Here is a 12,023-nt window from a genome sequence, read left to right on the forward strand (position 1 = left end):
TTGCGCAAGCGGCTACCCGCCGCGGCAAATCCGGCCAGCCCCTACCGGGGATGTGGCCGGGCCTCGCAAGACGCGAGGCGTTCTTTAACAGGTCCGAACTCGGCCTAGTAGTCGGGCCTCCCTCGGCAGGTAAGTCACTGCTGATGATGAACTACGCGGTAAGGGCGCAAGTCCCGACGCTGGCATTCTTCCTTGACAGCGACCGCCTCACGGTCGCGTCCCGGTTCGGGTCAATCCTCACGGGTGACACCTTCCGGGAAGTTAAGGAAGACATCGACTCGTACAAGGGCGCACTCGACCGGATGGAGAACACGCAGGTTGTGTTCACCGCCGACGACCTTGACGACATAAGGCTCCAAGGCGAAGCATTCGAGCAGCGTTACGGGGTTTATCCGTCGCTGGTCATCATCGACAACCTTGGCAACCTCACGTCGGCGATGGGCGATGAGTGGGCGCTACTTAAGGCGCTAACGCTCGAGTTCAACAACCTGGCCCATGAGTGGGAGTGCGCCATTGTCGCGGCGCACCACATGACGGACTTGGTTACGTGCGAGCCGTTGCAGCGAGACAAGATGCTCGGCAAGGTGAGCCAGTACCCGCGGCTAATCCTTAGCATCGGCTTTAACCCCGCTAACCGTGAGTACAAGGTCGCGGTGGTCAAGAACAGCTCCGGCCCGTCTGATCCGCAGGCGGCCAATCCTGTTGTCATGTACGCGGACACGTCACGGATGAAACTGTCCGAAGACGACCCGCTATGGAGTCCGAGCGGTTCACTTGAGGCGAACCGATATTCCTTGCCCGAAAGTTCTCACTCGGTTGCAAGAGGAGGATGGTCTGCCCTATGATTGAGACTGTATCCGAGAGGAACACAGAAACGGTTCCGACCCTCAGCCAGCCGAAAGCTGGCAGCTCTGCGGCAGCCCGTCGAAAGGACCGCGAGAGTGAGTGCGACCCGAAAGGTCCGGTCATGAAGGCACCGAATCCCGCGTCCGTTCAGATGCTCATCGCATTCAATGCGCTGAATTACCGCGTGTACGAAGGAACCGTCCCGGAGGCAGTGGTACGCAGGCGCAGGAAGCGAGACAAGGCAGCCCGTATCAGCAGGAGACAGAATCGTGGCAGAGCTTAAGGTCGACCGTCGCCAATGGGAATTCGTGGTCGAGTTCGCAGACGGCGAAACGCCCGATGTTCGCAAGCGGTACTCGACCGGCACTACCTACCGGCCTCACGACTTCACTTTCACCGTCAGGGCTTGGGGCTCCGAGGCTCCGGAACTTGCCACCGGCATCATTCACGGCCGTTACGTCAAGAACGACGGATCTCTTGGGTCCGGCGTTAACGAGACGGTCTACGGCATTAACAACCTACGCGAATGCTTTCCGTGGCTAGAGGCGTACGTCAGCCTGGCCATCGAGAGAGCGCTTAAGGAGCTGAATCTCGGTGTCTTCGCGTAAGAGCACACTCCCCCGCGTTTCCTCTCCTAAGGGCGTTGCCGCCCGGATGGAGAGGCGGATCAAGGGATTCAACCCCGCGATCCCTAAGGGCGCACACGGCACCACCAAGGGACACAAGCCCGGTTCGCAGAACCGCCGGAAGATTGGACGCTAAGGAATGACCAACCCCCGTGGCACTCGCTGGGAAACGGCGATCGTTAACTACCTGAACGAGGCCAACCTGCACGCGGAGCGCACCGGCTCCGAGCTGCTTGACGAGAGCGACATCGCTTTCGGCCAGGTCAAGGACAAGGGCGAGTGGACGATCGAGGCGAAGGACCAGGCGCGGATTAACCTCCCCGCCTACCTGCGGCAGCTCGAGGCCAGCCTTGTCCGTAAGGACGCCATCCCGTTCAAGGGCGCCGTGGTCGTCAAGAACCGCCGCGCCGAGGACGGCGGCGGTCACATCGATGACGCTTACGCCGTGATGCGGCTGGAGCGTTACCGCCAGCTCGCTACCTACGTGCAGCTTCTCGAAGTCCTGGTGCTGGACCTGGCGGGCCGGGCGTTCGCCCTGCCGGAGGAACTGCGCACCTACCTGGGTCACCTGATCACGCACAACCCGAACCTCGCGGCCGTGTTCCCGGCGGATGAGTACCCGAACGTCCTCGGCTCCTGCGGCGAGGACGACGAAGAGGACGACGAGGAGGACATCGAGATCCTTACCGGCCAAGCCGCGCTTGACTTCATGCTCGGCCTTGTCTCCACCGAGGAAGAGGCACCGGCCGAGTCAGGCGCGGATGCCTGACCTGTTCGACCTTGCCGCTAACGGCGGCACGGAGGAGGAGGGCGAGAGCCTAGCTAAGGCTCTCGCCCAAATCCTAAAGATAATGGCGCTGGCTAAAGAGAACGGGTGGACAGAAAACCCGTTCTTCTCCCTGGCCTTGCGGCTGAAGCACCCGGACGGGGTGCCCATTTATGCAGTGTGGGGGATAAACGGAGTCACCCCCACCGGCCGCCCGTCCGTCCGCTTTAGGTCCGCGCAAGGGGCCAATGGTCAGTTCATGACACTGGACGACCTAAAGGAAGTGCTCGTAAATCCGGAGCTTATCTTGCCTGAGCCTCCGGCCAACCTTGAGGAAGAGGTTAACGGTAATGACTGCAATGACTACTGAGGCTCCGGCCCCGGTGGGACCGAGCGCTAAGGCGCTAAGGGGGGCTAGGAAGATCCTCCTTGCCGCCCGGAGCGTTCCGCTTACGGCCGCCGTGTCGTGGGCGTCCGGCGTGGCAGCTCGCCACGGCTGGCATGTGTCGCTCCCGTTCCTGGCGACGTGGGTCGTCCTGCTCCTGGTCGTGGTGCTGTCGCACCACTTCACGCAGATCATCGGCGCCGCATGGCACACCGAGAAGATCAGCGCGACGCCGGAACTTAAGGCGATCGAGGCGGCCATTCAGCACTACGCCATGACGAACCTGCTCCCGCAGGTCATGGAACAGGCCACGCAGGCCGCGGCTAAGGCAGCGGCCGGACTGTGAAGGGGATCTTGGGAGGGGCGGGTGCCATCCTTGGCACCCTCGCCCTGATAGCCGGGATCGTCTTCGGCGGCTGGCAGCTCGGATGGTGGTTCCAGCGAGCGAACAACACACGCTCTAACGAGCTGATCCAGCAGGGCTACTCGAATCAGCTCACGCTTAGCCAGCAGGTCACGAGCAAGCTCGCCGAGGTCGAGAACATCACCGTTCAGATCGCTAAGGCGGGTAACGACACTGCCCTTACCGCCGCGCTGTTCCCGCAGCGTGCGGCTATCGCGTCGATCGTCTGCCAGGACGCGGACCAGATCCAGAGCATCCAGCTCCCCGCCGACCAGCTCGCGTGGATCGGCGCTAACTGCGAGGCCGGTTCCCTCTCCCCCAACAGCTCCCTTTACCAGGCAGGACAGTAACAAGTGAATAAGATCATCGGCCTTAGCGCCGCAGCTCTCATCACTGCGGGTGCCCTCGCGGGGTGCTCGGGCATCGGCACGCAGGACGCCAACCAGGCGGAGTCCGCGGCGCAGCGGGCGGACGCATCGTCGCTCGAACAGTCGCAGCCTCTCCCGCACTTCAACTACAGCCAGATCCGGGCGACGATCATCGACGCGGAGACGATCGAGGCCAACGGCACGCAGACCACGAGCTTCTTCTTCCAGATGGGCTCGCGTGATCCGGTCTTTAGCTGCCCGTCGCTGGGTGAGCCGGTGTCAAACACGGCGAGCCTGTCCAATCCCTACCAGGCGGTTACCGCGGACGCGCAGGGCAACGGCTTCACCGGGGCGGCTGTCATCGGCCAGATGGACCCGAACGGGATCTACGCCCCGTCGTCGTCCAGCGGGACGTACGTCATCTGCGTTGCCGCCAACGGCAGCAAGTACATGCAGTACTGGGAGGGCGATGTCATGACCGTCACCGCTGGCGCGGTGTGGGATGCGACAGCGCACACGCTTAAGGTGATCGGCGCCCCGACTGCGGCAATTCACACCGCCGCTAAGTAAGTGAGCGAAGCGCCGATCGGTCCCGTACTCGAGCATTACGGCTGGGATGGCCGGATGACCGGGTACGGGGCCTGGCCCAAGACAAGGTGCCCTTTCCACACCGACCGGAATCCTTCCGCGTCGGTTAACGAGGAAGCGGGCCTCTTCCAGTGTCATGCAGGGTGCTTTGAGGGAAGAGTCATAAGCGCCTACGGCATTGTGATGGAGATGGAATCGTGCGATTTCACTATCGCACGCGAAAGAGTTAAGGAACTAACGGGGCATGACGGCGACAACAGCCGAGATGGCGTATCACTATCACGTCGCCCTAGCGGACGACTCGCAAGCTCTAAGCTACCTGCGTGGACGCGGGATCAGCGAACTCGCAATCGCCTCGCATCGTCTCGGCGTAGTCGACGGAGCTTACCCGGAGCACGCCGAGTACCGCGGCAGGATCACGGTCCCTTACACGAGCAAGCTCGGCGGGGTCCACGGCTTTAAGTTCCGCTACATCGGCGAGTCGGACGCGGAATCAAAGTACAAGTCGAGCCACATGCCGACGCGGATCTACAACCCGATGGCTTTCGAGGCGGCGGAGAAGCTTGGTTACATCGGCATCTCTGAGGGCGAGTTCGACGCGGTGATTCTTACTACCGAATGCGGAATCCCTACGGTGGGGGTTCCGGGCGTCGACACCTGGGCCAAGCACAAGGAATGGCGTCTCTTGTTCGACGGCTTTGAGTCGGTGCTGATCTTCCGGGATCAGGATGAGCCGGGCCTTAAGCTGGCTCAGCGGATCATGTCTGACGTTAACAATGCTCGGGTTGTAAACCTACCCGGCAAGGACCCCAATGAGACGTTTCTTAAGCACGGAAGGGAAGCGATCCGCCATGCCGCAGGACTCTGACGCCCTTAAGGGAGTCGAAAACGACGACTTCTTTAAGGCAGTCACCTTCGCCGTTAAGGATGCTGAGGGTGACTGGTGGGTTGTCGAAAACAACCAGTGGCAGTGCGTCACGAACCGTTTCGGCGGCGGGATGGGCTCCCTCGATGAGATCGAGGCTGAGTTCGGGCTTGCGACTCTCCGCTAATGTCCGACACCCTGTCTCGCCTTAAGGCTAACGTCGGCACCTATTACATGGTGCCGGACTGGGTGCGGGAAGAAATCAAGGGCGACTTTGAGACGGCTTACGCCGATGGCTTTACGCAGGGCAAGGCGGAGTTCGCACGCACGCTCGCCGAGCGGGTTAACCAATCCGATCCGGTCGGCGAAGAGATAACGATCTCCCTCGGGGGCGAGGTCGTTAACGTCGAAACGCAGAAGTGGTACAGCGTAGTTCGTTCCGATCGCTCATTCCTTTGCGCGATCATCGTGGATACTGACGGCCTTTGGTGGACTAAAGACGAGGCCGAGTTTGAGGAGTGGCTCAATGGATGAGACGCCTATGGCGATCATAGACAAGGACGGCGATGTCTGGGAGCGCCAGCCGGACGGCCGGTATAAGTGCGAGGTCGACGGCGGGCAGACGGGAAGTCTCGATTCAATCCGGGACCTGTTCGGGCCGCTTTACTTCGTCCCGGCCGCCGAGATTGCGGCGGCTTCACTGGCGGCCGACATGGTTAACTCCCCGCCGCATTACATCGGGACGAACGGCATCGAAGTCATCGACATCATCGACGCTTTCGAGCTGGGGCATTACGAGGCGACGATCGTTGCCTACGTGATCCGGGCGGAGCGGAAGCACGGGCTCGAGGATCTGCGCAAGGCCAAGTTCTACTTGGACCGGCGCATTAAGAACTTGGAGGCGGACGACTAATGCCTAGACGACCAAGGCCCTATGTGGCGCCAGGTCTTAAGCGGGTCACCAGCACGCAGCTTATCGAGATCCGCACGGTGCTAAGCCGAGCGCAGACGGCGTTCGAGACTTACTTCCCGTCGAGCGATATCGACTGGCGTGTGAAGCATTCTCCAAGCGAGATGCGCAAGATGCGTACGGCGCTCGCGGATGCTATCCGCATCCTTTCGGACGTGGAACTCGCTTGCGGCTACAAGGAGGTCGACTAATGGCTGTCACCTGCGGGACCACCAAGGAAGTCAGCGACATTAACCCTAAGAGCCGAATCATAACGCTCGAGTGCTGGCTAGAAGAGGGACACGGGGAGGGCTTCCATTTCGACTTCTGGAACGGCCTTTACTGGCGAGCCGATAGTGATGGAGACGGACATGGACGCGACAGCGGAGGAAGCGCTGCTAATCCTGCGCCATCTCCGGGACCAGGGATTCCCTGCGCGGGTGCTCTCACTCCAGCCACTTAGCATCCTCATCGAGTTCTCGGCAGATTCAGAAAAAACGGGCTTAAGGCCCCTCTTAAAAAATTCCCAGATTTTGGCCCTAAGGGGCGGACAGGACGGAGATCCTATCGGGTGCTATCGACCCTCTTCCTAGACATCGAGAACGCACCGCTCCTAGTCGACACCTGGGGGCTGTGGAATCAGAACATCGGCATTAACCAGATCCGCGACTCCGGCGGGATGATCTGCTTCTCCGGGAAGTTCCTCGGCGATGAGCTGGGTTACTTCTACTCGGATCACAATCCCGGCCGCGAGGGCATGGTTAAGGCGGCGCATGACCAGCTCGACCAGGCGGACATCGTAGTTACGTGGAACGGCAAGCGCCATGACATCCCGCACCTTAACCGGGAATTCCTCGAGCTGGGGCTAACTCCCCCGTCGCCTTACCGGCAGGTTGACCTTTATCAGGTCGCTAGGCGGGTCTTTAAGTTCCCGTCTAACAAGCTCGATTACGTCTCGCAGGCGCTCGGCTTCGCCGGGAAGGTGGGCCATGAGGGGCACCTTCTCTGGGTTAAGTGCATGGAGGGCGACGAGGACGCCTGGCGGCGCATGGAGGAATACAACCGTAATGACGTGATCCTGCTTGAGGAACTGTACGCAAGGTTCCTCCCGTGGATTCCGTCCCACCCGGCCGCAGTGGTCGACGGTATCGCCTGCCCTAAGTGCGGTTCCGGGAGACATCAGAAGAGGGGATATGCCCTTACTCAGCAGTCATCATTCCAGCGTTACCAGTGTCTCGATTGCGGAGGCTGGTTTAGGTCTACTAAGCGCGAGTCAGGCTCGCATGTAAGGGAAGTCAGCAATGGCTAACGCCGTCACGGAAAACGATGTGCGGGCGTATTTCTCCGCCGCACTTAACGAGTACCTAGAGATCTCCGTTCCTAAGGTTGCAGAGACAGCGCACCAGCGTTACCGCTACATACCGGCGGAGGACTACGCCCAGGCGATGTGGCTCGGCATCCTGACCAAGCCGATCCGCTTCTCTGACCCGTGGGACAAGGGCGACTACGCCCTAGTGAAGGTCCGGCTCTGGGATGAGGTCCGTAAGGTCACCGCGGCCGACGACCGCTTTAGGCGGTCGGTGCGGGCCGCGGAGGCGGGCTACGCAACCGATGACATCGCGTTCTACTCGACCGGCCTTATCTCGCTTCTCCTGCCGGTCATGGTTGAGGCGGACTGGGACGTGGGCGCTGCCATGCAGCGGGCCAGCTCCGGCGTGGACGCCGCAGGCGTCTTCATCCGGGCTAACGACCCGTTCTCGGGCGCGGAAAACTACCAAGTAATGCTGATCGACCTTAAAGCAGCCTGGCGGAAGCTCACGGAGGGACAGCGCCGTCTCCTGACGGCTTACTACTCCTGCAACCAAGAGGACACGGACGACGGCCGTTGGGAGAGGGACGGCCTAGCCGCGTCGATGGGGCTCACTGGGAATGCGCTTCGCGTGCGCGTCTTCCGCGCCGTACAGCGCCTACAGGACGAATTGGGGGGCGCTGACCCATGGAGGAGATAGAGCGAGTCGCAAAGTCCGCCATCGCGGCTACGTGCGCGGTGTGGGCGCTGTGCGCCTTGTTCGGCGTGGCGTTCTGGGTCGGCGTGGCCTGGCTGGCGCTGCGGACCTTCCACGTAATCCACTAACCCGGTCGGATTGGTAGGGAATTGGGCACAAAAAAAGAACCCCCTGGCGGGTGGGCCAGGGGGTTTCTCTTTAACCGTACCTCGTAACTTCGGGGGAGGCTCGTGGGGCTCGCGCATCATCACCGCCCAGACGCGTCGGCCGCGTCTCTTGCCAGTGCTGATCGTTACAGGCTCGACCGCGAAGCGATGCCGCATCCCTAGACGCCTGTCGGCCTCGAGAAGCTCGATCGCGCTTGCCCAAGCCTCATCCCACTCATCGCGTGTGTCCACGCGCCTCGCCATCGCCCTACCTCCCGGAAGCACTAACGCCCTGGTCAGGGTACCTCGCTTAGCTCGCGGCCTCTTCGCGGGCCGCTGTGATGATGGCTCGCCAGTCGGCGTCCAGCTCGGCGATCCGGTCGAAACGCTGCGGGCCGCCGGTGGCGTCGAAGCCGTGCCCTTCGGCGTGGTCGTCCCAGGTTGCCGTCATCTCTTCGGTCAGGTTGAACAGCTCCTTCATCCCGAAGTGGTAGGAGCCGTACGCGTAGCCGAGCACGCACCGGCTCGCGCGTCCAATGGTGAAGTCGTCCAGGTCGACCTTGGCGAGCCAGCCCTCCGGCCCCTTCTCGTTAAGCAGGGCGAAGCCCTTCGGGGCGTTGGTCTTGCAGTTGGCGAGGACTTCGGTAAGAGTCATTTCCTTAACCTCTTCTCGATTAACCACCAGTTCCTTACTGGCACGGAAAAGGCCCGGCCGGGGAAGTGGCCGGGCCTAACCGAACTGGTAAGGACAGCGTGAATTCTTGCGTTACGTCTTTCCAGTCATCGGGCACGGTGACGCGCTCGACCTTGATTTCGACCAGCGGGTACGACTGCCCGTGATCCCGGTTATAGCGGGACCGCTGGCGGTTGATGCTGACCACTTCCCGCTGAATCGCCCTAGCGCGGGTCTTGTTACCGATCCGCGTGTAGGACTTGTGCGGCGTATGGGGGTCGGTCTTGGTGATCCGGTAAAGGTCCATCACATCTGGCTCCCTCTCCGGCGCACCAGGACCGGGTTAAGGTCAAGGAAAGCACGGTCGTTAACCGTCTCATCCCAGAGAGGGAATGCCGATAGGGTCGTGCTCTGCGGGGATGCGATAAGCCCCCTGGCCGCCGCGCGGATGAAGTACTCCATGCCCTCTGCCTCCCAGATATCTCCCGCCTGCGGCGGCCAGTTCTCCGGGTCGGCGAGGGTGATCGTCACGCCCTCGCCATAGGTGTGGTTCCGGCCGTCCGGCCCCTTAACCTCAAAGAGCGCGAACGCGCCGGAGACGAAAACAACCTCGCCGTCGTACTCGACGTGAACGCGCTGGCCTGCTTTGAACTTCTCTTCCATTAGCCCTCCCTAAAGGGTGTTAATCCACGCCCGGTCGGCGTTGGCCATGTCGTAGACCTCATCCCACGTCCAGTCGAAGTCCTCTTCGTCTGACGCGTCCTCAAGGTCGGTGATCGTTACGCCGAGCAGGAAGTCATCGGCGTTAACTGCCCTGTCGAGCTTTTCGGACGCCTCCATTTCGGCGTCCCTGTACCATTCCGACTCGCGGATGCGCTTAACGATCTCGTCGCGCCTCTCCTCAAACGGAATGTCCGCATGGAAGATGTCCGCGAGGTCGATCGTGTATAGCCAGCTAGGCACTAACGGCCTCCCTTTCCTTACGTGCCGCGACAGTGCGGCGGACCTTGATGGTCCGGCGCTCACCAGGGGTTGTGTTGCCCCAGACGCCGAACGTGTCGTCCGTGTCAAGGGCATACTTAAGGCAGTCGCTAACGACCGGGCACCGGGCGCAAAACCATTTCGCCTTGCCGTAACGGTTAAGGGTCGCTCGAGCAATCTGGTTGATGTCCTCGGAGTAGTCCGGGTCACCTTCCTCGGGCGGGTAAAAGAACCGCTTGTCCGTGTCCGGTGCAGCGCACCGGGCAAGGGCCTGCCAGGTCAAATCCCCGACCGGAGTGATCTTGGGACCTATCGGGTTCGTGTTAGTCACGTCCTTTCCCTTCTCTTAACGCCCCGTTCGGGCACGGAAAAGGCCAGGGGGCCGACAATGAGCTGTCGCGACGCACCTGGCCTAACCGTGAGCTAACCGGGTTAAAGCTGCTCGCGGATCAGTGGCGCGAGGTCCGCGAAGTCGAGATGCGGGATGTAGCCGTCCGGGTCGGTCGCGTCGTTGAACTCGGCAAGGCTGTGGCTCCTACCGTTGTCGTACTTGACGTTCGGGTTGTTGTCGTCCAGGCCCGCCCACTTCATGACGGCGTACGGCAGGGTTGAGCCGTTCTCGTCGGTCTCATCGCCGTAGATGACATGGCCAGTGTCGGGCCTAACCCGAAGCCGCTTGATCACGCCCGCCTTGACCGCGAGCTTGCACAGCACACCAAGACAGCAGTCCCTTTCGCTGCCGTCCGGGGCGACGATCGTAAGCCGGTCCTGCCCCTGCTCGTACTCGTCGGACTCAAGCGCATCCGCCCACATGTCTCGGATTTCAGGCTTCATAACTTAACCTCTCTTTCGTGATCAGCCTGCGGTTAGCAGACATGACAAAGGGCGGCCACTAAGGGCCGCCCCTCATCAAGAGTGCTAATTCAGTCCTTACTGTCGTCGCCGACCCCAAGGAACGACGTGGACATGTTGCCCACGAGCCATTCCGCGTCGTGCCTCTTGTCGCAGTTCGGGCAGAGGTACGTGAACCCCTCCGGCCCCAGCTCGATCGACGCCAGGAGCTTCCGGTACATGGCGTCGGCGTCATCGGGCGCGGCCTCAGCCGCGGGCTGGTCCTCGTTCTCGTACGAGCGGACCAGCTCGTCACCCAAGAGCACGCCGACAGACGGCGCGTTGCCCGTCCGCTGGTAGTAGAACGCCAGCTCCGCCGTGGAGTTAAGCGCCTCATCGAGCCACTTCTTAAGCTCCCGGTAGGCCCGGCCGCCCTTGCGAAGCCTGTCGAGCCTGGCGTCTGCGCGGATGCACATCTCAGCCGCCCATGCGAGGGACTGCTCGAAGGTCAGTTCCGAGACCAGCTCGCCGTCCGCGATTGCCTGGAAACAGGCATGGCAGCGGTAGAGGCCCGGAACGGTGACCTTCGTCATCTCCGCGTAAGGCGTCCGCTCGGTCGTGCGCTGACCGTCGCCCCCCGTCCGGATGACATCGACCCCGAATGCGTACTTGACCGGGTATCCGCCGACCCCGGAGAGGTCGGCACCGCACTCGCAGCACTTGTTCGGGGCGAAGTCGTTAATGTCCATTTCCCTTAACCTCTCTCGTTGTTTAGTTCGCTAAGACTTACTTAGCCAACTTGACCGCGGAAGGGGCTAAGCCCTTCCGGATCAGGCCGGTTAAGTTGCGTAGTCATCGCAGGCGATCTCGATAACTTCGCAGTCGTCCAGGTGGCTCATGTCGGGATACATGAACCGGATTGCTCCCGCGTCTTTCACGTACTCAAGAGCCTGTTCGATCATCAGCTCCACGTCCGCGCCGCACAGGTCGTCGGGGATGCTTAGCTTTACCGTTGCCGTTCTCTCTTTCACGGCTAACCCTCTTTCCGGTAGTCGTCGCAGGCGACTTCGATCACGTATTCGGTGACGGTCGTTTCGGTGACGATCATGTCCCGAGAGCCGCCCTCGCGGTCCTTAGCCGGGCCGTGCTCGCAGCCGTGCTCGCAGAAGAGGCCACCGGGCAACGGCCCCTCGATGACCTGCCCTATGTCCGAGCCGATGTCTCCGGCGCGGGTTTCGTCCGGGCACTCGGAACAGCGCCCCTCGAAACACTGAATGCTGATGACCTCGCCGTCAGCGAACTTGACGAAGCCCTCGTATTGCAGTTCCATTTACCCTCTCCCTTAGTTGACTCGGCAGAAATAACAAAGCGCACCGCCCAACACTTGCGTGTTGAGGCCGTGCGCTCGGGTTAGCCCTGCCGGGCTGTTAGCCAACGTCGGTAGTGACATCCACATTCGGGTCAGCGTCTTCGTAAACGTCGATCAGTTTGCTGATGACGCACTCTTCCAGGTCGGTAGCAACCTCGTAGGTGTCCAGCGCCGCAGGCGTGTCGACAACTACCGTGAACGTGTACTTCATAACCTCTCCC

General features: G+C 61.4%; 24 protein-coding genes and 1 pseudogene. 15 read left to right on the forward strand and 10 right to left on the reverse strand.

The features are described 5' to 3' along the window. Window positions 1-50: 50 nt before the first annotated feature. The 15 genes and pseudogenes from EAS64_RS33670 (at window position 51) to EAS64_RS44065 (ending at window position 7,930) form a co-directional block, all read left to right on the forward strand. Window positions 51-845 carry an ATP-binding protein gene (locus EAS64_RS33670; RefSeq protein ID WP_187366364.1) on the forward strand — a complete coding sequence of 265 codons (795 nt, stop codon included), beginning with the start codon at window positions 51-53 and terminating at the stop codon, window positions 843-845. A 270-nt stretch (window positions 846-1,115) separates the two neighbouring features. Beyond that, entirely contained in the window at window positions 1,116-1,454 is a 339-nt protein-coding gene (locus EAS64_RS33680; RefSeq protein ID WP_145859626.1) for a hypothetical protein, read from the forward strand. A 157-nt stretch (window positions 1,455-1,611) separates the two neighbouring features. After that, window positions 1,612-2,241 carry a hypothetical protein gene (locus tag EAS64_RS33685; RefSeq protein ID WP_145859628.1) on the forward strand — a complete coding sequence of 210 codons (630 nt, stop codon included), beginning with the start codon at window positions 1,612-1,614 and terminating at the stop codon, window positions 2,239-2,241. Further along, window positions 2,234-2,608, forward strand: coding sequence for a hypothetical protein (locus EAS64_RS33690; protein ID WP_145859629.1), 375 nt, complete (start codon window positions 2,234-2,236; stop codon window positions 2,606-2,608). Before EAS64_RS33685 ends, EAS64_RS33690 begins: the two co-directional genes overlap by 8 nt. A gap of 109 nt (window positions 2,609-2,717) precedes the next feature. Continuing rightward, the gene (locus tag EAS64_RS33695; protein ID WP_145859631.1) at window positions 2,718-2,969 is read left to right on the forward strand and encodes a hypothetical protein; all 252 of its coding nucleotides are present in this window, start codon (window positions 2,718-2,720) and stop codon (window positions 2,967-2,969) included. Between the two features lie 8 nt (window positions 2,970-2,977). Further along, window positions 2,978-3,376 (forward strand): hypothetical protein, encoded by a 399-nt coding sequence (locus EAS64_RS33700; protein WP_222849800.1) that lies wholly within the window; start codon window positions 2,978-2,980, stop codon window positions 3,374-3,376. Between the two features lie 3 nt (window positions 3,377-3,379). Then, the gene (locus EAS64_RS33705; RefSeq protein WP_145859634.1) at window positions 3,380-3,964 is read left to right on the forward strand and encodes a hypothetical protein; all 585 of its coding nucleotides are present in this window, start codon (window positions 3,380-3,382) and stop codon (window positions 3,962-3,964) included. Between the two features lie 54 nt (window positions 3,965-4,018). Further along, window positions 4,019-4,171, forward strand: a pseudogene (locus tag EAS64_RS47740) (CHC2 zinc finger domain-containing protein); the annotation flags it as partial. 55 nt (window positions 4,172-4,226) lie between these two features. Further along, complete coding sequence (locus tag EAS64_RS46375; RefSeq protein ID WP_246115983.1) at window positions 4,227-4,850, forward strand: toprim domain-containing protein; 624 nt, start codon at window positions 4,227-4,229, stop codon at window positions 4,848-4,850. Next, the gene (locus EAS64_RS33720) at window positions 4,834-5,034 is read left to right on the forward strand and encodes a hypothetical protein (RefSeq protein WP_145859640.1); all 201 of its coding nucleotides are present in this window, start codon (window positions 4,834-4,836) and stop codon (window positions 5,032-5,034) included. Before EAS64_RS46375 ends, EAS64_RS33720 begins: the two co-directional genes overlap by 17 nt. Further along, entirely contained in the window at window positions 5,034-5,381 is a 348-nt protein-coding gene (locus tag EAS64_RS33725; protein WP_145859641.1) for a hypothetical protein, read from the forward strand. Before EAS64_RS33720 ends, EAS64_RS33725 begins: the two co-directional genes overlap by 1 nt. Continuing rightward, entirely contained in the window at window positions 5,374-5,760 is a 387-nt protein-coding gene (locus tag EAS64_RS46380; RefSeq protein ID WP_145859643.1) for a DUF3310 domain-containing protein, read from the forward strand. The genes EAS64_RS33725 and EAS64_RS46380 overlap by 8 nt, the downstream gene beginning before the upstream one ends. A 607-nt stretch (window positions 5,761-6,367) precedes the next feature. Next, complete coding sequence (locus EAS64_RS33740; protein ID WP_145859646.1) at window positions 6,368-7,105, forward strand: ribonuclease H-like domain-containing protein; 738 nt, start codon at window positions 6,368-6,370, stop codon at window positions 7,103-7,105. Further along, window positions 7,098-7,805: a hypothetical protein gene (locus EAS64_RS33745; protein ID WP_145859648.1), complete on the forward strand. Its 708-nt coding sequence runs from the start codon at window positions 7,098-7,100 to the stop codon at window positions 7,803-7,805. Before EAS64_RS33740 ends, EAS64_RS33745 begins: the two co-directional genes overlap by 8 nt. After that, window positions 7,793-7,930, forward strand: coding sequence for a hypothetical protein (locus EAS64_RS44065; protein WP_187366365.1), 138 nt, complete (start codon window positions 7,793-7,795; stop codon window positions 7,928-7,930). Before EAS64_RS33745 ends, EAS64_RS44065 begins: the two co-directional genes overlap by 13 nt. 328 nt (window positions 7,931-8,258) lie before the next feature. Here the strand turns inward: EAS64_RS44065 and EAS64_RS33750 are convergent, their stop codons facing one another. The 10 genes from EAS64_RS33750 to EAS64_RS44070 all read right to left on the reverse strand — a co-directional run bounded on the left by EAS64_RS33750 (window position 8,259) and on the right by EAS64_RS44070 (window position 12,013). Continuing rightward, window positions 8,259-8,603, reverse strand: a complete 345-nt coding sequence (locus EAS64_RS33750) for a hypothetical protein (protein WP_145859650.1) — start codon at window positions 8,601-8,603, stop codon at window positions 8,259-8,261. A gap of 34 nt (window positions 8,604-8,637) precedes the next feature. Beyond that, window positions 8,638-8,928 carry a hypothetical protein gene (locus EAS64_RS33755; protein ID WP_222849801.1) on the reverse strand — a complete coding sequence of 97 codons (291 nt, stop codon included), beginning with the start codon at window positions 8,926-8,928 and terminating at the stop codon, window positions 8,638-8,640. Next, window positions 8,928-9,284, reverse strand: a complete 357-nt coding sequence (locus tag EAS64_RS33760; protein ID WP_145859653.1) for a hypothetical protein — start codon at window positions 9,282-9,284, stop codon at window positions 8,928-8,930. Before EAS64_RS33760 ends, EAS64_RS33755 begins: the two co-directional genes overlap by 1 nt. Before the next feature lie 9 nt (window positions 9,285-9,293). Continuing rightward, window positions 9,294-9,584 (reverse strand): hypothetical protein, encoded by a 291-nt coding sequence (locus tag EAS64_RS33765; RefSeq protein ID WP_145859655.1) that lies wholly within the window; start codon window positions 9,582-9,584, stop codon window positions 9,294-9,296. Further along, window positions 9,577-9,933, reverse strand: a complete 357-nt coding sequence (locus tag EAS64_RS33770; RefSeq protein WP_145859657.1) for a WhiB family transcriptional regulator — start codon at window positions 9,931-9,933, stop codon at window positions 9,577-9,579. The genes EAS64_RS33765 and EAS64_RS33770 overlap by 8 nt, the downstream gene beginning before the upstream one ends. Before the next feature lie 101 nt (window positions 9,934-10,034). Then, window positions 10,035-10,436 carry a hypothetical protein gene (locus EAS64_RS33775; RefSeq protein WP_145859659.1) on the reverse strand — a complete coding sequence of 134 codons (402 nt, stop codon included), beginning with the start codon at window positions 10,434-10,436 and terminating at the stop codon, window positions 10,035-10,037. A gap of 89 nt (window positions 10,437-10,525) precedes the next feature. Then, window positions 10,526-11,182, reverse strand: a complete 657-nt coding sequence (locus tag EAS64_RS33780) for a hypothetical protein (protein ID WP_145859661.1) — start codon at window positions 11,180-11,182, stop codon at window positions 10,526-10,528. 90 nt (window positions 11,183-11,272) lie between these two features. Beyond that, complete coding sequence (locus EAS64_RS33785; protein WP_145859662.1) at window positions 11,273-11,464, reverse strand: hypothetical protein; 192 nt, start codon at window positions 11,462-11,464, stop codon at window positions 11,273-11,275. Window positions 11,465-11,466: 2 nt separating this feature from the next. Then, window positions 11,467-11,763 carry a hypothetical protein gene (locus EAS64_RS33790; RefSeq protein WP_145859664.1) on the reverse strand — a complete coding sequence of 99 codons (297 nt, stop codon included), beginning with the start codon at window positions 11,761-11,763 and terminating at the stop codon, window positions 11,467-11,469. A gap of 97 nt (window positions 11,764-11,860) precedes the next feature. After that, on the reverse strand, window positions 11,861-12,013 hold the full coding sequence (locus tag EAS64_RS44070; RefSeq protein WP_187366366.1) for a hypothetical protein: 153 nt from the start codon (window positions 12,011-12,013) through the stop codon (window positions 11,861-11,863). Between the last annotated feature and the right edge of the window lie 10 nt (window positions 12,014-12,023).

Source organism: Trebonia kvetii (assembly GCF_007827045.1).
Lineage (GTDB): Bacteria > Actinomycetota > Actinomycetes > Streptosporangiales > Streptosporangiaceae > Trebonia > Trebonia kvetii.